This window comes from Nocardia sp. NPDC004582 (genome assembly GCF_053602115.1).
Map to the genome: position 1 here is coordinate 97,491 of NZ_JBSGCY010000003.1, position 17,569 is coordinate 115,059.

The window sequence follows — 17,569 nt, forward strand, 5'->3', positions numbered from 1 at the left end:
CCCCACTCGGACGGCCGGGTGCGCACCTCGCGCACCCGGCCGTTCGTGCTGTGCGGGGGTTGTCGCCGCGGTCGACTCGACCGTGAGTCTCCGCTGTCTCAGGTCGAGTGCGCGACCGGGGAGGTCACCGCGCTCACCCCGGCGAACAGTACGGTCAGGCCGCGCTGCATGATCGCTTCGACCTCGGCGAAATCGGTCGACTCGGCCGTGACGATCCAGTGCGTATAGGCCTGGCGGCTGGTCTGCACCACCAGCTGCGCGGGCAGTTCGCGCAGGAACGGATCGGTGCCGAGATCGATACGCGCGGCGAGGAATTCGGTGATCGGCTCGTAGAGCCATTCACCCCACTCCAGCCATCGCCGCCGGTATTCGGGCGTATTGATCATCAGGGTCATGAAGGTCCGGTCGAAGTCGAACGACTGCCGTTGATGGACCTCGGCGGTGAACGCGTGGGTCAGGACGTCGGCCGGCGCGGCGTCGATGGGCGCCTTCGCCAGCACCTCGCGGACGAGCTGTTCACTGCGACGGAACAGGGGGACCACCACGTCCTCCTTCGTCGCGAAGTATCGGTGGAAGGTGCGTGGCGCGATTCCGACCGTCTCGCAGATCCGGTCGACCGTCGCGGAGGTGTCGCCGTCGGCGACGAACAGGGCGTGGGCCGCGAGCGCGATGGTCAGGCGTAGGTCTTCGGCGCGCTTGCGGGCCAGTTCCGCCTTGGCCGGGTTGCTCACGACGAGTCCTCCTCATTCCTGGTCGCGCCTACCGTAACGCCGTACCGGCGGCCCCCGGTGCGACGGGCGGGAATCCGGGCAATGTGGTCATGCCGGCGGCCTCCGTGTCATATTCTGCCACGGCTGGCAGATTCTGACATTGGTTCGAAGGTAGGTGGAACGTGGCGACGACGACACGAACTCAGGACGCTCCAGCAGCCATGATCGATCGGGTGGCGTCGCTGCTCGATGCCTTCGATGGGCCGAGATCGCTGACCTTGGCGGAGATCGCGCGGCGGGCCGGGCTGCCACGGTCGTCGGCGCATCGGATTCTGCAGCGCCTGGTGGAACTCGGCTGGGTGGATCGTGAAGGTTTCGAGTACGGGCTCGGCTTGCGCATGTTCGAACTCGGTGCGCAGGTGGCCCCGCAACGCCGGTTGCGCGAGATGGCCGCTCCGGTGCTGACCGCGCTGCATCTGCGCACGGGTTTGACCGCGCACCTGAGCATTCTGGCCGGTCCGGACGTGCTGCACCTGGAACGATTCGGTCCACCGCCCGGGCCGGGAGCCGGATGGTCGGTCGGGGCCCGCCAGGCCGTGGCCCTCACCGCGCCGGGGCGGGCGCTGCTGGCCGGGCTCGACCCGCGGCGGTGGCCCGACCTGTCGTTCCACCCGGCGCCGACCTGTTACAGCGTGCGCTCGTCGCGGCAGCTGGCGCGGGAACTGGGCACGGTTCGCGAGCGTGGTGGCGTCGCGGTCGACTCGCAGGGCTGCGTGCTGGGGGTCACGGTCGTGGCCGCCGCCATCGGCGGGGTGGGCGAGAGCGCACCGGCCGCGGTGTCGCTGTCGGGTCCGGCCGGGTCGGTGTCGATCGAGAATGCCACGGCCGCAGTACGAAACGCCGCGGGCGACATCTGGCGACGCCTGGTGGGGTTGCGGCCGAACGCCCGCACCGGGAGAGTCTCCGGTGCGGGCGCGCTCGGTTCGTGACGGTTCGTGCGTTCAGTCGGTGACGGTTCGGTCGGCGAGCCGAAGCGAGCCGTCGCGGATCGCGGCGGCCACCGAATCACGCAGTGGGCCACAGCCGGCGAACAGCGGCTCGGGTCGCTGCGGGTTGCCCGCGGGGCGTTCCAGGCAGGCCATGCTCGCCACCGCGTTCCATTGAATGCTGGTCTGTTCCCGGCTGCTCTTGCGCACCTCGACCTGCGCGGTGCACGCGTGGCAGCGCACCGGGGTCATCGGTACGCTGCGCAGCCGGTCGTCCTGGCGGCGGATCATCGCTCGCCCCCGCCGCTCACGATACCGATGACGCGGCGGCGCGGGCCAGATTGGCTTGCACCTCGGCATTCCAGGCCTCGGCCGGGCGGGTGGTGTCGAGCTCGAATTCGAATCGATCGACCATCGCCGGTTCGATATCGGCCTGGTCGACGTAGAACTGCTCATACCAGCGGCGCAACTGATAGACCGGGCCGTCCTCCTCGCAGAGCAGCGGATTGTCGATGCGCGCCTTGCGTTTCCAGATCGCCACGTCCTGTTCGAAGCCGATCTTGACCCAGTCGCCCATCGCGCGAGCCCCGGCCATGGCCTGTTCGGCGTCGAGACCGGCGGGGATCTCGACCATGATGCCGTACTGCAGCACGAAGGAGTTCGCGTCGATCGGATAGTGGCAGTTGATCAAAACTGTTTTGTGGTCGCCGTTCTCGTAGCGATAGAGCAGGTCGTCGATCATGAACGAGGGCCCGTAGTACGAGGCGACCGACTGCGTGCCGAGCAGCTTCGGCTCACCGACCGGTCCCGGCAGATCCTCCCGCGCACCGCTGTCGAAGTACTGGGTCGCCACATGCCCTTCGAACACATTGCGGAAATAGGTGGGCAGCGAACCGTGCACGTAGAAGAAATGCGCCATATCGACGATGTTGTCGACGATTTCACGGCAGTTGGTGTCGACGACGGTGGTGTACCAGTGCCAATCGGTCCAGCCCGCGCTACCGGCGGCCTCGATACGCGGAATGGCGACGTCCGGGGGCGGCGGATTGCCTTCGGGGTCGTTCCACACGAACAGCATTCCGTCCTGCTGCAGCGTCGTCCACGCGGTTGTGCGTGCCAGTCGCGGAACCCGGCGGCCGTAGGGAATCTGCTTGCAACGCCCGTCCCCGCCCCAGCGCCAGTCGTGGAACGGGCACGCGATCTCGTCGCCCTTGACTTCGCCGTCGGACAGATCCCCACCCATGTGCCGGCAGTAGGCGTCGAGCACATGCACATCGCCGTCCGCACCGGCGAAGACCACCAGCTTGGTCCCGAACGCCTGAATGGAATGCGGCTTGCCGTCGGCGAAATCGCGGACCAACCCCAGGCAGTGCCAGCCTCGCGCGAAGCGGGCCGGCGCCGGCTCGGCTTCGACCCGGCGGATCTCATCATGCGTCGTTGTCATAGGTACCGTCCTCGTCCGGCGTGAATGCGGAACACCACCGCGCGGGCCCGCCATCGAACCGGCCCCCGCGTAGTCCCCGTTATATCCGTCGAAAAACCCGCTCCGCGCAGATGATTTCACTCACTGGAAGACCCCCGAAACCTCACCAGAAGTGTTCCGGTGACCGGAATCCCGATTGCCGCGCAGGAAAGCCGAGTGGCACATGGTGGAGGCGAAACTGGACATAACCCCTCCAGGATGTGCCACTCGGCGTTGGGGGTCAGTGGGGTTGGTGCCAGGGGGCGAGGAGGAGGGTGGCGGCTCGGTGGACGTCGGAGACGGCTTGGGGGGTGGTCAGGCGGCCGGCGATGGTCCAGGTGAGGATGCCGTAGGTGCATTGTTCGAGGAGGCGGGCCAGGCGGCGGTCCTCGTCGGTGGGGGTGGTGATGCCGGCGGCGGAGAGGATGCGCTCGGGCATGACGTGGTCGGTTTCGAGGGCGGCGGCCGCGGCGGCGGTCGGATCGGGGGTGGGGGGGTCGGGGCGGAGGGCGTGGCCTTCGGCGCGGACCGCGTTCATCGAGACGATCATGGCGCGGGCCAGGTGGGGGTGGCGGAGGAGTTCGTCCACGGCGGTGGCCAGGAATTCGGACGCGCCGGCGATCGGGTCGCCGGGAACCGGGGTGGGGTGGGGCAATTCGCGGACCGCGCCGTCGAGGACGCCCGCGAAGAGGTGGTGTTTGGAGGGGTAGTAGCGGTAGAGGGTGCCGAGGGCGACACCGGCGGACTGGGCGACCTCGGACATCTGAACGCGTTCGAGGCCGTGTTCGGCGCCGAGGCGGGCCGCGGAGCGGAGGATGGCGCGCTGGCGTTCCAGCTGCCGGGCCGTCGAGACGCGGCCGGGGGCGCGGGAGTCCTGGATGCGCGGCATGGGTTCACCTTCTGTCCGATAACTAGAATTCACTCTAGTTTTTCTGGGCGGAAGTTTGTAGAACTGGAGGGGACCGAGTTCGATCTCACAGGTGAGGGAGTCGCTATGAGCGGTGTCGACCCGCAGCGTTATGGGCCGTGGGCGGTCATCACCGGGGGATCGGAGGGGGTCGGACGGTCGTTCGCGATGGAACTCGCGCGATCGGGGATCGCGCTGCTGCTGGTGGCTCGGCGGGCCGAACCGCTGCAGGCCACGGCCGCGGAATGCCGGGCGCTCGGAGTCGAGGTGCGGACGCTCGCCACCGATCTGACCGACCCCGCCGCCGTGGCGCGGATCGCGGCCGCGGTCGAGGATGTGGAGGTCGGGCTGCTGGTGCTCAATGCCGGGGCCAATACTCACAGCGCGCCGTTCGTGGACGGGGACCTGACCGCGTTCCAGCAGGTCATCGACTTGAATATCACCGCGCCGCTCGGGCTGATCCACCATTTCGGGGCGCGGATGAAAACCCGTGGCCGGGGCGGGATCCTGATGGTCGGATCGCTGGCGGGATATCTGGGGTCGCAGCATCACACCGTGTACGGCGGGGTGAAGGCGTTCGGGCGGATCTTCGCCGAAAGTCTGTGGCTCGAGCTCGGCGAATACGGGGTCGATGTCCTGGAATTGGTGCTCGGGGTGACGCGGACGCCCGCCATGGAACGGGTCGGACTCAACTTCGACGTGCCGGGCATGACGGTGTCCGAACCCGATGACGTGGCGCGCGAAGGACTTTCACACCTGGGGCGGGGGCCGGTCCACATCATGTCCGGCAATGAGGCCGGGGCCGCGCAGCGCAACGACCCGGATCGGGCGACCGCGGTGCTGCGCGCCGACCGCGGGATGCGGCGGCTCATGGGACTGCCGGAGCGGGTGGCGCGATGACGGTGCGGCTCGGGCTGTCCACGCCCATCGTCGTGCAGGTGCCGGGGATCGCGTCACCGTGGGAGGCCACGGCCGGGCCCGAGGAACTGACCCGGATCGCCAGGGCCGCCGACGAACTCGGGTTCGACCACCTCACCTGCGCCGACCACGTCGGGGTGCCCGCCGCGGCGGCCACGGGGCGCGGCGCGACCTATTGGGATCCACTCGCGACGCTGTCCTACCTGGCCGCGCACACCAGCCGGATCCGGCTGGCCACCTCGGTGCTGGTGCTCGGATATCACCATCCGCTGGCGCTGGCCAAGAGCTACGGGACCCTCGACCGGCTGAGCGGTGGCCGCGTCGTGCTCGGCGTCGGAGTCGGTTCTCTCGCTGAGGAATTCGCGTTGCTCGGTGCGGCCTGGGAGGACCGGGGCGCGCTCGCCGACACGGCGCTGGCCCGACTGAAGCGAGCCTGGGGCCGGGAAGAGGTCGAGGACTTCGTGATCGAACCGCACGCGATCGGCCACGCGGTGCCGATCTGGGTCGGTGGCCGCACCCGCCGGTCCCTGCGCCGGGCGGTGACGCTCGGCACCGGGTGGGTGCCGTTCGGGCTGCGGGCCGACCAGATCGCCGGCCTGCTCGCCACGGTCACCGTCCCCGCGGGCTTCGACATCGTGCTCTCACCCGGCGTCCCGCTGGATCCGCAAGGCGACGAAGCGGATTCGCTGCGCCGGCTCGCGGCCTTGCGTGACGCGGGCGCCACCCACCTGACCTGCACCGTGCGGGCCACCGACGCCGGGCACTACTGCGAGCAACTCGCCGCCCTGCGCGATCTCGTGGACCGCCACCTCCAGTAGCCGAAGGACACCCATGACCGACGAGCGTCTCGCCGCCCTCGAAGCCCGTCTGCTGCGCCTCGAGGACGAGCTGGCCATCACGCGGCTGATCGCCTCCTACGGCCCGCTCGTCGACGCCGGGGTCGCCGGCGAGGTCGCCGAATTGTGGACCGAGGACGGCGAATACGACGTCGAGGGCTGGCACATGCGCGGCCGCGAGGACGTGCGCGCCATGGTCGACTCGACCGCGCATCAATCCCTGATCGCGGCCGGGTCGGCGCATTTCCTGGGCCCGGCGGCGGTCACGGTCGACGGCGACACCGCCGAAGCCGTCTGCGAATCCCTGCTGATCCGCCACGGCGACGGCGAGTTCTTCGTCTGGCGCGCCGGGGCCAACCATTTCCGGCTCGCCCGCACCCCGGACGGCTGGCGGATCACCCGCCGCGTCACCCGGGTCCTGGACGGTTCCGATACGGCGCGCGGACTCCTGTCCGCGCCCTGGACCAGCGCGAATATCACTTCCGAATAGAAATGAGGGTCCCCTAACGACAGGGTCGCTCCATCCAGATATGGTTAGCGTCACCTAACGCCGAACCTGGGCGTTTCGTTGGAAGGACTGACATGAACGGACGAGCGAGCGGTACCCCGGTCCGCAAGACCCTGCTGCGGGTGTCCGCACTGGGCGCGGCGCTGGTCGTGGCGGCGGCGTGCAGCGGCACGAAGTCGGACTCCGACGATGTGAAGGCCCTCGACGGCAACCATTACGCCCAGGTCAACATCGCCTCCAACAAGGCCTCCGACAAGGCCCAGTTCACCGACCCCAACTTCATCAACGCCTGGGGCATCGCGGACCGGCCCAAGGGCGCGGGCGGCCACTTCTGGGTCGGCGCGGGCGGCTACTCCTTCCAGTTCGTCGGCGACGTCACCAAGTCCCCGGACGCGAAGTACCAGAAGATGTTCCAGGACCAGCTCGAGCTGGTCACCATCCCCGGCGCGGACTCCATCCCGGACGAGGACGGCGACGAGGGCGAGGGCAAGACCACCGGCGTCGTCTTCAACCCGGCCCCCATCACCTCCGACATCTTCGCGGTCAAGGACCAGCCCGTCAGCTACGACGGCAAGAACGAGAAGCTCACCGGCTCCGCGCGATTCATCTTCGCCACCGACTCCGGCAAGATCTCCGGCTGGACCGAGCAGGCCCCCGGCGGCGCCATCGTGCGCCACGACGGCCCCGCCGTGCTCGAATTCGACGGCCAGGCCCAGGGCATGAACTTCAAGGGCATCGCTCTCGACCCCTCCGGCACCAAGCTGCTGGCCGCCGACTTCGGCAAGGACCCGCAGGTCCGCACCTTCGACAAGGACTGGAAGCTGGTGCCCACCACCGGTTTCGCCAACCCCTTCGCCACCGGTGACGCCGTCGACCCGGCAGACGCGTCCAAGGGCAAGAAGATCAAGGTCGGCGACCCGGCCCCGTTCAATGTCGCCACCATCGGCGACCGCGTCTTCGTCACCTACGCCATCACCGGCGCCGAGGGCGGCGACCCCAACAAGCTCAAGGCCGGCGAAGAGGACTCCCTCGACAAGGACCAGGAGCAGAAGGCCGGCAACAAGGCCAAGAAGGGCCAGGTCGCCGAATTCGACAAGAACGGCAAACTGGTTCGCACCATCGACGCCGACGGCCGCCTCAACGCGCCGTGGGCCGTCGTCGTCGCGCCCCAGGGCTTCGGTCCGCTCGCGGGCAAGCTGCTGATCGGCAACTTCGCCGGCGCCGGCCACATCCTCGCGCTCGACGACCAGTCCGGCAAGTTCGTGGACTACCTGCGCGACGCCGACGGCAAGCCCGCCGAGATCGACGGACTGTGGGGCCTGATGTTCGGCAACGGGGAGAGCCTCGGCGACGCCGACGCGCTGTACTTCACCGCCGGGCCGAACTCCGAGAAGGAAGGCCTCTTCGGCAGCCTGCGGCTGAAGTAAGCCGCGAAACCTCCGGGCCCCGAGCTGAACTCAGCTCGGGGCCCGAGTTTTTCCGGGGGTCCCCGAGTTTTTCCGGGGTCTCAGCGGGCGCCGTGGCGCAGGCCGTAGATGGCGAGGCGGACGCGGTTGGGGGAGCCGGTCTTCGCCATCAGGTTGGTGACGTGGGTTTTCACGGTGGTCACCCCCAGCACCAGGCGGGCGGCGATCTCGGCGTTGGACAGGCCCTCGGTGAGCAGGGCCAGCACGTCCGCCTCGCGAGGAGTCAGCGTGAACACCCCGGCGGGAGTGCCGATTTCGCTGTCGGAGCGCGCGGCCACCGCTGACTCGACCAAGCGGTGCAGCACGTCAGGGGAGAACGGGCGCTCGCCGATCGCGGCGCGGCGGATGCCGTCGAGCAGGTCGGCGGGAGCGGCGTCCTTGACGAGGAATCCGCAGGCTCCGGCTGCCAGGGCCGGGTACAGGTGATCGTCGTCGTCGAAGGTGGTCAGGGCCAGCACCTTGGTGGACGGGCGAGCGGCCAGGATGCGTTCGGTCGCGCGGATGCCGTCCATGCCGGGCATGCGCAAGTCCATCAGGACGACATCCGGTGTGGTGTCGGCGGCGAGTCGCACGGCATCGGAGCCGCCGGCGGCCTCGCCGATCACCTCGAGGTCATCGGCGGTGTGGCACAGCATGCGCAGGCCCGCGCGGACCAATCGCTGATCGTCGACGATGAGGACGCGGATCGTCATGCGGTCGCGCCGATGCGCCGGGGGAGGCGGGCGGTGATCCGCCAGCCGGAGCCGTTCGGTCCGGCGTCGAACCTGCCGTCGAGCAGCGCGACGCGCTCACGCAGCCCGATCAGGCCGACACCTCCGGGTCTGGGAGACGGGTCTGTTCGTGGAGAACCGTTGTCCCGCAAGGTGAAATCGAGGTCGTTGTCCGCATCGACGGAGATGGTCAACCACACGCTCGCCCCCGGTCCGGCATGTTTGACGACATTGGCCAGCCCCTCCTGCGTCAGCCGCAGCACGGTCAGGGCGCGCAACGCGTCCACGGCCGAGACGTCCGCGGCCAGATTCGCGGTCACGGCCAGGCCGCCGCGGCGGGCGCGTTCGACCGTCTCGGTGAGCGCGGCGGGCAGGTCCGCCGGGGCCAGGAACGACGCGCCGTCACCCGCCGGATCTCGCAGGATCGTCACCAATTTCCGCAGATCGGTGAGGGTTTGCTTGCCGGTCGCGTGGATGTCGTCGAGCACTTCCAGCAGCGCGGGCGGCGCGTCGGGCACCGCGTGGCGGGCGACCCCGACCCGCAGCACGGTCGAGGAGACATGGTGGGCGATCAGGTCGTGGAGCTCGCGGGCGATGGCGGTCCGTTCGGTCTCCCGGGCCGTGGCGATCTCGCTCTCCCGGCGCCGCGCGAGCGCGCCGGCCTCGCGGGCGGACTGTTCGGCCCGCGCCCACGCCGCGTGCAGAAGACCGCCGATGAACAGCGGCAACACCGCCATCACCACCGCCCGGTACACCATCACCGCTGTCCCTCCGACCGGATGCAGCAGATAGGCCGCCCCCAGCCCGCCCGCCGCGAGCAGAGCGCGCCGGCCGCCACGGCGAGCGGTCAGCTCCGCGAGCGCGAAGGCCGCCGCGACCTTCGCGACAATCGGTCCGGTATGGCCGAATTCGAAGCCGAGAACCAGCAGTCCGGTCGTCAGCAGGGAGGCCGTCATCGGGCGACGCACCCCGAGACCTGTCGCCGCGACCGCGAACAGGCCTCCGGGATCGGCGCCGCCGCGGCCCGGTTGTTCGCCGCCGAGGGGGCGCGGGTCGCGTTCTGCGGCCGCCGCGTCGACCGGGGCCGTGCCGTCGAGCGCGAGATTCGCGCGGCGGGCGGTGAAGCCACCTACATGCGCGCCGACGTCCTCATCGAATCCGATGTGCGCGACTTCGTCGACGCCGCGGCGCAGCGCTACGGCGGGCTCGATGTCGCGTTCAACAACGCGGGCATCACCATTCAGAAGCCGCTGCACGAGTACAGCGCCGACGAGTTCGACCGCGTCGTGCACACCAACCTGCGCGGCTGCTTCCTGGCCATGAAATACGAAGTCCCGCATATGATCCGAGGTGGTGGCGGAACCATCGTGGTCACCGCGTCGAGCAATGCGCTGGCCACCGATTCCGGTCGGGCCGCCTACACGGCGAGCAAACGCGGCCTGGTCGGTCTGGTCCAGTCCGCGGCATTGGACTACGCGGGCCAGGGGATTCGCGTCAACGCCCTGGTGCCCGGAACGACCGACACCGACCTGGTGCGCGATGCCAGCCCGATCGGCCACCTCCCCGACGCCGCCTACCGGGTCGCCATGAAGCAGTGGGCCAAGTCGAATGTGCCCGGCCTGGGCCGACTGGCCACGCCCGAGGAGATCGCGGCCTTCGCGCTGACCTTGGCGTCCCCGGAATTCCCGTATCTCACGGGCGCGCAACTGGTCATCGACGGTGGGAAGACCGCGCACGCCTGACGAGTGGAAGCCGCGAAATATCCGGGCCCCGAGCCGATCCGGATCCGGGGCCCGCATCGTTCCCGGATCAGCTCGCCCCGACGCCCAGCGCGGTGAGCAGCACCAGGACGACGGTGATCACGGCGAACAGGCCGTGGCCGCCGACGATCAGAACGGGGAAGTGGCGTTCCGCCGGTTCCCCCGCCGGGATCGATATCGGGGCCGGTTCCGCGTCGGCGGTGCGTGCGGCCCGGTAGACCGGCAGCCAGCGGAACAGCATCACGAAGCCGAGCGCCGCCACCGGCACCAGGAACCCGAAGGCGACCCAGGCCAGGGCCTCGGAATCGACGACCAGGTAGACGATCCACAGCACCAGCCCGATCGCGGCCAGCAGGAAGTGGCCGAAGATGACGGGCGGGGGCAGGTGGCTGGTACGCGGTTCGCGCACACCGCCTTTGGCGATCCAGGTGCCGAGCAGGACGAAGCCGCCCGCTGCGGTGAGCAGCCAGGTGATCAGTGCCGCGATGGCCATGACTTACTCCTGTCGAAGGCGAAGGGATGGGGATTCAACGGCGGAAACCCTCCGCCTGGGTGGTTTCGCCGGCGACCCGGACGCCATAGCGGTAGGCGAGTTTGCCGCCGAGATAGCCGGAGACCGACAACGTCGCCAGCGCCACGAGCGACAGCACCAGCGGGCCGGCCGGCACCGCGCCGTCCGGCGTGCCGCGCCACCAGAAATCCAGGGCGAACGCCACCGTCACCGCGAGATTCAGGCTCAGGTGCGTCGATCCGACGCGGAAGGCCGGGGTGCCGGCCGGAATGGCCAGGAAATCCAGGAACCCGACGGTCGCCGCGGCCAGCGCGCCCAGCACGCCGATGGCGATCAGCCACCGCGCGCCGTACGCCAACGCGTCCGGATCCCCGGCCACGTGTGAGGCCAGGTCGAAGACCACGCTCGCCACCCACGCCCCGATGGGCACGGTGACCAGGATCGGATGGAACGGATGGCCGTAGGGCCCGGCCAGCGCCGCACTCACCGGACGCTTCGCCCGCTGCGGATCAGCGGTCATGGCAACCTCCCAGCCAGGTCGAGCAGGACTACCTGCCGCATACCCGTTCCCGCCGGGAGATCACGATCGGCGCTGTCGTGAATCGCCTGACCAGCACTTCCATGCCAAGGACCCACCCTGGCCGGGCGGCGATGGCCGGACGGTTCAGGAGTCCATGGCCTTGCCGACGAACCAGAGGGTGAGGACCGCGCCGCCGGCGATGACTGCGCCGTAATGCCCGGGGGAGATGGCGTAGGTGTAGGTGGATGCGGCGAAGATGACCGCAGCGGCCAGGAAGAGCAGGCGCTTCACGTTGGGCTCCACAGGTCGGGATTCAACCGTAGAAGGGGTCGCGGCGGGCGCACCATGGGATGGGCGGCGTGGTGGCGGTGGTGGGGCGCTCGGGGAGATATCGGGGGGAATTGGGCAGGGAGCGATGAGAATCGGGCGGGGGCGCCGTCGTATCGGATAAGCGCGCGAGACATTCGACTACGGATCGGCAAGGAGCACACTGATGCGCAAGGTAACGGCGGGACTGTTCATTTCGCTCGACGGGATCGTGGCGGAGCCCCAGGACTGGCACTTCCCGTACTTCAATGACGAGATGGGGGAAGCGGTTTCGGCTCAGATCGCCGGGGCGGACACGCTGGTGTTCGGGCGGGCCACCTACGAGGGGTTCGCGGGCGCGTGGCCCGAGCGGGAGGCCGCGGGCGGCGAGGACGCCGGATTCGCGAAGGCGCTCGGGGATATGCGCAAGGTCGTGGCCTCGCACCGGGAACTGGAGTTCACCTGGCGGAACTCCGAGCAGCTGCGCGGCGATCTGGTCGAGGGCGTCGCGGCGCTCAAGGCGGAAGCGGGCGGGGACATCGCGATGAGCGGGTCGCCGTCGGTGGTGGTGCAGTTGCTGGCCGCCGGACTGGTGGACGAGCTGCATCTGCTGGTGCATCCGGTGGCATTGCGCAACGGCGGGGTGCGGCTGTTCGACGAGGGGAATTCCATTCCGCTGCGGCTGATCTCGGCCACGCCGTTCAAGACCGGAGTGGTGCACATGGTGTACGGGCCCGCCGAGGAGCCCGCTCCCGCGGGATACGCGGACGCGGCGGGGCTCATCTCCTGAGCGCCCACCGACGCGAAAGCCGGTCCCGGGCACCGTCCCGGGACCGGCTTGTCGACGTCGAGCGGCCTACTTGCCGTAGGAGCCGCCGGCCGAGCCGCTGGCGACCAGGCACAGCGGGTTGTTGACCATGAGCATCTGCGCCGAACCCGACGACGACCCGGTGAGACCCGACTCGAGGGCGGGCGTGTTCGGCGGAGTCGCGGCGGGATCGCCCGAACCGCCCAGGCGCATGGACCGGCCGTCGGAGTTCGGATCCGCCGGGGCGCCCAGCAGATCCAGCACCGTCGGGGTGATGTCGGCCAGCGCGTAGCCGTTGTTCTGGGCGCCCGCGGCGAAGTCGGGGCCGCGCGCGATCACGAAACTCGCTGTCTCGTAGGCGCTCTGACCGCCGTGCCCGCCCTCGGGCTTGTGGCCGTGATCGGTGGTCACCAGAATCGTCCAGCGCTCGTCGGCGTGCGTGCGGGCCCGGTCATCCACCGCCTTGGTGATGGCGCCGACGAGGGTGTCCACCCGGCCGATGGCGTCGCGGTAGGCCTGCGGCCAGACCCCGCGCAGCGTGTGGCCGACGATATCGACCTGATCGAGATGGGTGAAGGTGAAATCGGCGCCGTCGTCGGTGATCGAGGACACCACCTTCGCCGCTGCGGCCGAATCCGCCGTCGTCTCACAGACTCCCGCGCCGGTCGGATCGACCTGCGTCACCGACACCTTGTCCGCCGCCGGGCTTCCGGTCCGCGCGATCATGCCGATCTTGTCCCAGGTGCCCAGCGACGCCGTCGCCAGACTCGGCTGGTAGCGCTCCAACTGTGTGAACACCGTCGGATACTGCGCGAAGGGCGTGGGGTTGCAGGTGGCGTCGTTGTCCTTGATGCCGTGCTTGGTGTCCCACACGCCGGTGAGCGCCGTCGCCCACGACACGCAGGACATGGTGGTGTGCGGGGCGATCGAGGTCCGGGCCAAGGTGCCCTGCGCGGCGAGCAGGCCCAGGTTCGGGGCGTTCGCCGCCTGCACCTCGCTCCACAGGGTGCCGTCGATGCCGATCACCACGACCTTGTTCACCACGGGAGCGGCCGTAGCCGGGGCGGCCGACGCCAGCGGGAGCGCGGCCAGCGCGGCGGCGGCCACCCATGCACGAGTACCAGACATGCGCGGCAACCTAGCGTGGGTGCGGCACTTCCGCAGCAAATTCGGACAATCGACCAGAACTGTCTCGCGGAGTGAAACTCACGCGGGTCTCATTTCTGGTCGGCGCGGGGGTTCGAGCGTGACTGCCGTCGGCGGGCTCGCTCCCGCTCGATCGCGTCGAAGCGCAGTTGCAGGCCGTCGAGGAAGGCGGACAGCGCCAATTCGAAACTCTCCGCGTCGATTTCGTCGGCCTTGGCGCGCAGGAGGTGGGCCTGCTCCAGATGCGGGTACCGGTCCCGGTAGACCTGCACATCGTCGACGAAGCCGCGCGAGAACGAGCCCATGGTGGCGCCCATGACCAGGTAGCGGGTGGCCGCACCGATATTGGTGGCGTCGCGCGGCGGCCAGCCCGCGGCGACCAGACCACCGTGGACGGCGTCGGCGGTGCGCAGATTCTCGTCCCGGGTGCCGGGGCCCGCGGCCAGGTAGGCGACGAAATTGGGGTGGCGGACCAGGGCGTCGCGGTAGGAGTGGGCCCAGTGGGTGATGCCGATACGCCAGCCCCGATCGAAGGACGACGCGTCGACTCGGGACATGAGCATGCCGCCGATGTCGTCGAGGACGGCGTCCTTGGTGGGGTAGTGGGTGTAGAGCGAGGCGGCCTGCACCCCCAGCTCGGCGGCGAGTTTGCGCATGGACAGTTCGGCGAGCCCGTCGCGGTCGATCAGGGTCAGCGCGGCGTCGCGAATGCGTTCGCGGCTCAGCAGCGGCACTTTCGGCCTGGCCATGCGGCTCACCTCCTGGGGTCCGGTGACACCGGTGGCACTCCGGTGGCTCTCGAACCTATCACCGGATCCTTGATAAACCGAACGCTGTTAGGATACGGTCGAGCCATAAACCTAACAACGTTTGGTTAGGAGCTATCGCAACCATGGACTTCGAACTCGGCGAGTCGCAGCGCGAACTGCGCGAACTGGCCCGCGCCTGGGTCGACAAGGAAGTCGTCCCGTACGCCGCCGCCTGGGACCGGGCCGAATCGGTGGACACCGCCATCGTCGGCAAGCTCGGCGACATGGGCTTCCTCGGCATCGAGATCCCCGAGGAGTACGGCGGCTCCGGCGGCACCGCCCTGGACTACTGCCTGCTGCTCGAGGAACTCGGCCGCGGCGACAGCTCGGTGCGCGGCATCGTGTCGGTGTCGCTGGGCCTGGTGTCGAAGTCGATCAAGACCTACGGCACCGAGGCGCAGAAACGGGAATGGCTGCCGCGGCTGTGCGCCGGACAGGCGCTGGGCTGCTTCGGGCTCACCGAACCCGGCACCGGCTCGGACGCGGGCAGCCTGATCACCAAAGCCGTTGCGGACGGCGAGGATTGGCTGCTGTCCGGCACCAAGATCTTCATCACCAACGGCACCTGGGCCGATGTCGCCATCATCTTCGCGCGCACCGGCGGACCCGGCCCCAAGGGCGTCACGGCGTTCCTGGTGCCCACCGACGCGCCCGGCTTCACCCGCACCGAGATCAAGGGCAAGCTCGGGCTGCGCGGCCAGGCCACCGCGGAGCTGGTCCTCGACCAGGTCCGGGTGCCCGACGCCCAGCGGCTCGGCGACCTCGGCCAGGGCTTCAAGATCGCCATGGCCGCCCTCGACAAGGGCCGCATGGGCGTGGCCGCCGGCTGCGTCGGCGTCGCGCGCGGCTGCCTGGAGGAATCGGTGCGATACGCCGGGCAGCGCGAGCAGTTCGGCCAGCCGATCGCCGCGTATCAGCTGGTCCAGGAACTGATCTCGGACATCGCCGTCGACGTGGAGGCGGCGCGGCTGCTCACCTGGCGGGTCGCGGACCTGGTGGAGAAGGGCAAACCGTTCGGCACCGAGGCCTCGGTCGCCAAACTCTTCGCCAGCGAGGCCGCGGTCAAGGCCGCCAACAACGCCATCCAGGTGTTCGGCGGCTACGGCTACATCGACGAGTACCCGGTCGCGAAATACCTGCGCGACGCGCGTGTCCTCACCCTCTACGAGGGCACCAGCCAGATCCAGAAACTGCTCATCGGCCGCGCTCTCACCGGCGTGAACGCCTTCAACTGACCACTCACACAGGGAGATACCCAGATGTCGAAAGTCGCAGTCGTCACCGGCGCCGCCCGCGGAATCGGCGCGGGCACCGCCGCCCGCCTGGCCGCCGACGGATTCGCCGTCGCCATCGTCGATCTCGACGAGGCCGCCTGCAAGGACGCCGTGGACGCCATCGCCGCCGCGGGCGGCACCGCGATCGCGGTGGGCTGCAACGTCACCGACGAAGCCCAGGTCGCCGCCGCGTTCGAACGCATCGCCGCGGAACTGGGTTCGATCGACGTGCTGGTCAACAACGCGGGCGTGCTGCGCGACAACCTGCTGTTCAAGATGTCGGTCGACGACTGGGACATCGTGATGTCGGTGCACCTCAAGGGCGCCTTCCTGTGCTCACGCGAGGCGCAGAAGTACATGGTGAAGCAGAAGTCCGGCAAGATCGTGAACACCTCGAGCGTGTCCGCGCTCGGGGCCCGCGGGCAGGCCAACTACTCGGCCGCCAAGATGGGCATCCAGGGTCTGACCCGCACGCTCGCCATGGAATTGGGGCCGTTCGGCATCAATGTCAACGCCGTCGCGCCCGGGTTCATCGTCACCGAGATGACCGACGCCACCGCCGCGCGGGTAGGCGTCTCGCCCGAGGAGTTCCGCGCCGAGGCCGCCAAGATCACGCCGCTGCGCCGGGTGGGCGAGCCCGCCGACATCGCCAATGTGGTGTCGTTCCTGGTCTCCGACGACGCCTCGTTCGTCACCGGCCAGACCATCTATGTCGACGGCGGCCGCCGCCTTTAATCGCGAGAGAGATTTCCCATGCAGAGAACAGTTTTCGACAAAGACCACGACGCCTTCCGCGAGACCGTGCGCGCCTTCATCGAATCGGAGGTCGTGCCGGTCTACGAGCAGTGGTACGCCGCCGGGATCGCGCCGCGCGACTTCTATTACAAGCTGGGCGAACTCGGCGTCTTCGGTATCGAGGTGCCCGAGGAGTACGGCGGCGCGGGCATCGAATCGTTCAAGTTCCAGGCCATTCTGATGGAGGAGTGCGCGCGGGCGGCGGTGTCCTTCGGCGGGTCCGGGGTGCATGTGGGCCTGTGCCTGCCGTACCTGAAGAACCTGGCCACCGCGGAGCAGAAGCAGCGCTGGCTGCCCGGGTTCGTCACCGGCGAGATCATGTTCGCCATCGCCATGACCGAGCCCGGCACCGGCTCCGACCTCGCCGGAATGCGCACCACGGCAAAGCTGTCCGAGGACGGCACGCATTACGTGCTCAACGGGTCCAAGACCTTCATCACCGGCGGCGTGCTCGCCGACCGCGTCATCGTGTGCGCCCGCACCGCCGCGCCCGCCGAAGGCGATCGCCGCCACGGCATCTCGCTGTTCGCGGTGGACACCAAGTCGGCGGGCTACACCGTCGGCCGCAAGCTCGACAAGCTCGGGTTGAAGGTCTCCGACACCGCAGAACTCAATTTCACCGACGTCGAGGTGCCGGTCGAGGACCTGCTGGGCGAGGAGCACAAGGGCTTCTCCTACCTGGGCCAGAACCTGCCCCAGGAGCGGGCCTCCATCGCGGTCGGCGCGTACGCGCAGGCCAAGGCCGCCATCCGGTTCGCCAAGGAATACACCCGGCAGCGCAATGTCTTCGGGCAGCCGGTCGCCAGCTTCCAGAACACCAAGTTCGAGCTCGCCGCCTGCCAGGCCGAGGTCGACGCCGCCGAGGCCGTGGTCGACCGCGCCCTCGACGCCCTCGACAACGGCACCCTCACCGCCGCCGACGCCGCCTCGGCCAAGCTGTTCTGCACCGAGGTCGCCCACCGCGTCATCGACCGGTGTCTGCAGCTGCACGGCGGGTACGGGTTCATCAACGAGTACCCGATCGCCCGCCTCTACGCCGACAACCGGGTGAATCGGATCTACGGCGGCACCAGCGAGGTGATGAAGATGATCATCGCCAAGGACATGGGGCTCTAGGCCCGCACCCGATCGAATCCG

General features: G+C 69.2%; 21 protein-coding genes. 10 read left to right on the plus strand and 11 right to left on the minus strand.

Annotation, left to right across the window (positions count from 1 at the left end; all coding sequences use genetic code 11):
- Positions 1–98 precede the first annotated feature (98 nt).
- Positions 99–731 (minus strand): TetR family transcriptional regulator, encoded by a 633-nt coding sequence (locus ACWELJ_RS01825; RefSeq protein WP_452364273.1) that lies wholly within the window; start codon positions 729–731, stop codon positions 99–101.
- A gap of 161 nt (positions 732–892) precedes the next feature.
- On the opposite strand from ACWELJ_RS01825, the gene ACWELJ_RS01830 reads away from it, so the two are divergent.
- Positions 893–1,699, plus strand: a complete 807-nt coding sequence (locus ACWELJ_RS01830; RefSeq protein ID WP_452364274.1) for an IclR family transcriptional regulator — start codon at positions 893–895, stop codon at positions 1,697–1,699.
- A gap of 12 nt (positions 1,700–1,711) precedes the next feature.
- Here ACWELJ_RS01830 and ACWELJ_RS01835 read toward each other — a convergent pair whose 3' ends face one another.
- The 3 genes from ACWELJ_RS01835 to ACWELJ_RS01845 form a co-directional block, all read right to left on the minus strand.
- The gene (locus ACWELJ_RS01835; protein ID WP_452364275.1) at positions 1,712–1,987 is read right to left on the minus strand and encodes a ferredoxin; all 276 of its coding nucleotides are present in this window, start codon (positions 1,985–1,987) and stop codon (positions 1,712–1,714) included.
- A gap of 16 nt (positions 1,988–2,003) precedes the next feature.
- Positions 2,004–3,140, minus strand: coding sequence for a Rieske 2Fe-2S domain-containing protein (locus ACWELJ_RS01840; RefSeq protein ID WP_452364276.1), 1,137 nt, complete (start codon positions 3,138–3,140; stop codon positions 2,004–2,006).
- 259 nt (positions 3,141–3,399) lie between these two features.
- The gene (locus tag ACWELJ_RS01845) at positions 3,400–4,047 is read right to left on the minus strand and encodes a TetR family transcriptional regulator (RefSeq protein WP_452364277.1); all 648 of its coding nucleotides are present in this window, start codon (positions 4,045–4,047) and stop codon (positions 3,400–3,402) included.
- Positions 4,048–4,152: 105 nt separating this feature from the next.
- On the opposite strand from ACWELJ_RS01845, the gene ACWELJ_RS01850 reads away from it, so the two are divergent.
- From ACWELJ_RS01850 to ACWELJ_RS01865, 4 genes are all read left to right on the plus strand, one after another.
- Complete coding sequence (locus tag ACWELJ_RS01850; protein WP_452364278.1) at positions 4,153–4,965, plus strand: SDR family NAD(P)-dependent oxidoreductase; 813 nt, start codon at positions 4,153–4,155, stop codon at positions 4,963–4,965.
- Between the two features lie 2 nt (positions 4,966–4,967).
- A complete protein-coding gene (locus tag ACWELJ_RS01855) occupies positions 4,968–5,801 on the plus strand; it encodes a TIGR03619 family F420-dependent LLM class oxidoreductase (protein WP_452364321.1) in 834 nt (277 codons plus the stop codon).
- Between the two features lie 13 nt (positions 5,802–5,814).
- Positions 5,815–6,309: a nuclear transport factor 2 family protein gene (locus ACWELJ_RS01860; protein ID WP_452364279.1), complete on the plus strand. Its 495-nt coding sequence runs from the start codon at positions 5,815–5,817 to the stop codon at positions 6,307–6,309.
- A gap of 92 nt (positions 6,310–6,401) precedes the next feature.
- Entirely contained in the window at positions 6,402–7,754 is a 1,353-nt protein-coding gene (locus ACWELJ_RS01865; RefSeq protein WP_452364280.1) for a TIGR03118 family protein, read from the plus strand.
- An 80-nt stretch (positions 7,755–7,834) separates the two neighbouring features.
- Here ACWELJ_RS01865 and ACWELJ_RS01870 read toward each other — a convergent pair whose 3' ends face one another.
- Both ACWELJ_RS01870 and ACWELJ_RS01875 read right to left on the minus strand, forming a co-directional pair.
- A complete protein-coding gene (locus ACWELJ_RS01870; RefSeq protein ID WP_452364281.1) occupies positions 7,835–8,485 on the minus strand; it encodes a response regulator in 651 nt (216 codons plus the stop codon).
- A complete protein-coding gene (locus tag ACWELJ_RS01875) occupies positions 8,482–9,459 on the minus strand; it encodes a sensor histidine kinase (RefSeq protein ID WP_452364282.1) in 978 nt (325 codons plus the stop codon). Before ACWELJ_RS01875 ends, ACWELJ_RS01870 begins: the two co-directional genes overlap by 4 nt.
- Between ACWELJ_RS01875 and ACWELJ_RS01880 the strand changes: the two genes are divergently transcribed.
- Positions 9,403–10,245 (plus strand): SDR family NAD(P)-dependent oxidoreductase, encoded by an 843-nt coding sequence (locus ACWELJ_RS01880; protein WP_452364283.1) that lies wholly within the window; start codon positions 9,403–9,405, stop codon positions 10,243–10,245. The two genes, ACWELJ_RS01875 and ACWELJ_RS01880, sit on opposite strands and share 57 nt — an antisense overlap.
- A gap of 67 nt (positions 10,246–10,312) precedes the next feature.
- Here the strand turns inward: ACWELJ_RS01880 and ACWELJ_RS01885 are convergent, their stop codons facing one another.
- The 3 genes from ACWELJ_RS01885 to ACWELJ_RS01895 form a co-directional block, all read right to left on the minus strand.
- On the minus strand, positions 10,313–10,756 hold the full coding sequence (locus ACWELJ_RS01885; RefSeq protein ID WP_452364284.1) for a hypothetical protein: 444 nt from the start codon (positions 10,754–10,756) through the stop codon (positions 10,313–10,315).
- A gap of 34 nt (positions 10,757–10,790) precedes the next feature.
- On the minus strand, positions 10,791–11,294 hold the full coding sequence (locus ACWELJ_RS01890; RefSeq protein WP_452364285.1) for a DUF2231 domain-containing protein: 504 nt from the start codon (positions 11,292–11,294) through the stop codon (positions 10,791–10,793).
- A 144-nt stretch (positions 11,295–11,438) separates the two neighbouring features.
- The gene (locus tag ACWELJ_RS01895) at positions 11,439–11,585 is read right to left on the minus strand and encodes a hypothetical protein (protein WP_452364286.1); all 147 of its coding nucleotides are present in this window, start codon (positions 11,583–11,585) and stop codon (positions 11,439–11,441) included.
- Positions 11,586–11,787: 202 nt separating this feature from the next.
- On the opposite strand from ACWELJ_RS01895, the gene ACWELJ_RS01900 reads away from it, so the two are divergent.
- Positions 11,788–12,390: a dihydrofolate reductase family protein gene (locus tag ACWELJ_RS01900; RefSeq protein ID WP_452364287.1), complete on the plus strand. Its 603-nt coding sequence runs from the start codon at positions 11,788–11,790 to the stop codon at positions 12,388–12,390.
- Between the two features lie 66 nt (positions 12,391–12,456).
- Here ACWELJ_RS01900 and ACWELJ_RS01905 read toward each other — a convergent pair whose 3' ends face one another.
- Positions 12,457–13,536: an alkaline phosphatase family protein gene (locus ACWELJ_RS01905; RefSeq protein ID WP_452364288.1), complete on the minus strand. Its 1,080-nt coding sequence runs from the start codon at positions 13,534–13,536 to the stop codon at positions 12,457–12,459.
- Between the two features lie 89 nt (positions 13,537–13,625).
- A complete protein-coding gene (locus tag ACWELJ_RS01910; protein ID WP_387307652.1) occupies positions 13,626–14,303 on the minus strand; it encodes a TetR/AcrR family transcriptional regulator in 678 nt (225 codons plus the stop codon).
- 143 nt (positions 14,304–14,446) lie between these two features.
- On the opposite strand from ACWELJ_RS01910, the gene ACWELJ_RS01915 reads away from it, so the two are divergent.
- Genes ACWELJ_RS01915 through ACWELJ_RS01925 form a run of 3 tightly spaced genes read left to right on the plus strand, consistent with a single transcriptional unit; the run spans position 14,447 to position 17,548 of the window.
- On the plus strand, positions 14,447–15,598 hold the full coding sequence (locus ACWELJ_RS01915; protein ID WP_452364289.1) for an acyl-CoA dehydrogenase family protein: 1,152 nt from the start codon (positions 14,447–14,449) through the stop codon (positions 15,596–15,598).
- Between the two features lie 24 nt (positions 15,599–15,622).
- Complete coding sequence (gene fabG / locus ACWELJ_RS01920) at positions 15,623–16,372, plus strand: 3-oxoacyl-ACP reductase FabG (RefSeq protein ID WP_452364290.1); 750 nt, start codon at positions 15,623–15,625, stop codon at positions 16,370–16,372.
- 18 nt (positions 16,373–16,390) lie between these two features.
- A complete protein-coding gene (locus ACWELJ_RS01925) occupies positions 16,391–17,548 on the plus strand; it encodes an acyl-CoA dehydrogenase family protein (RefSeq protein WP_452364291.1) in 1,158 nt (385 codons plus the stop codon).
- Positions 17,549–17,569: the final 21 nt, after the last annotated feature.

Coding starts and splice junctions, on each gene's coding strand:
- ACWELJ_RS01835 (WP_452364275.1), bottom strand. CDS start 1,987: ATGATCCGCCGCCAGGACGACCGGCTGCGCAGCGTACCGATGACCCCG.
- ACWELJ_RS01840 (WP_452364276.1), bottom strand. CDS start 3,140: ATGACAACGACGCATGATGAGATCCGCCGGGTCGAAGCCGAGCCGGCG.
- ACWELJ_RS01845 (WP_452364277.1), bottom strand. CDS start 4,047: ATGCCGCGCATCCAGGACTCCCGCGCCCCCGGCCGCGTCTCGACGGCC.
- ACWELJ_RS01850 (WP_452364278.1), top strand. CDS start 4,153: ATGAGCGGTGTCGACCCGCAGCGTTATGGGCCGTGGGCGGTCATCACC.
- ACWELJ_RS01860 (WP_452364279.1), top strand. CDS start 5,815: ATGACCGACGAGCGTCTCGCCGCCCTCGAAGCCCGTCTGCTGCGCCTC.
- ACWELJ_RS01865 (WP_452364280.1), top strand. CDS start 6,402: ATGAACGGACGAGCGAGCGGTACCCCGGTCCGCAAGACCCTGCTGCGG.
- ACWELJ_RS01870 (WP_452364281.1), bottom strand. CDS start 8,485: ATGACGATCCGCGTCCTCATCGTCGACGATCAGCGATTGGTCCGCGCG.
- ACWELJ_RS01880 (WP_452364283.1), top strand. CDS start 9,403: ATGGCCGAATTCGAAGCCGAGAACCAGCAGTCCGGTCGTCAGCAGGGA.
- ACWELJ_RS01875 (WP_452364282.1), bottom strand. CDS start 9,459: ATGACGGCCTCCCTGCTGACGACCGGACTGCTGGTTCTCGGCTTCGAA.
- ACWELJ_RS01885 (WP_452364284.1), bottom strand. CDS start 10,756: ATGGCCATCGCGGCACTGATCACCTGGCTGCTCACCGCAGCGGGCGGC.
- ACWELJ_RS01890 (WP_452364285.1), bottom strand. CDS start 11,294: ATGACCGCTGATCCGCAGCGGGCGAAGCGTCCGGTGAGTGCGGCGCTG.
- ACWELJ_RS01900 (WP_452364287.1), top strand. CDS start 11,788: ATGCGCAAGGTAACGGCGGGACTGTTCATTTCGCTCGACGGGATCGTG.
- ACWELJ_RS01905 (WP_452364288.1), bottom strand. CDS start 13,536: ATGTCTGGTACTCGTGCATGGGTGGCCGCCGCCGCGCTGGCCGCGCTC.
- ACWELJ_RS01910 (WP_387307652.1), bottom strand. CDS start 14,303: ATGGCCAGGCCGAAAGTGCCGCTGCTGAGCCGCGAACGCATTCGCGAC.
- ACWELJ_RS01915 (WP_452364289.1), top strand. CDS start 14,447: ATGGACTTCGAACTCGGCGAGTCGCAGCGCGAACTGCGCGAACTGGCC.
- fabG (WP_452364290.1), top strand. CDS start 15,623: ATGTCGAAAGTCGCAGTCGTCACCGGCGCCGCCCGCGGAATCGGCGCG.
- ACWELJ_RS01925 (WP_452364291.1), top strand. CDS start 16,391: ATGCAGAGAACAGTTTTCGACAAAGACCACGACGCCTTCCGCGAGACC.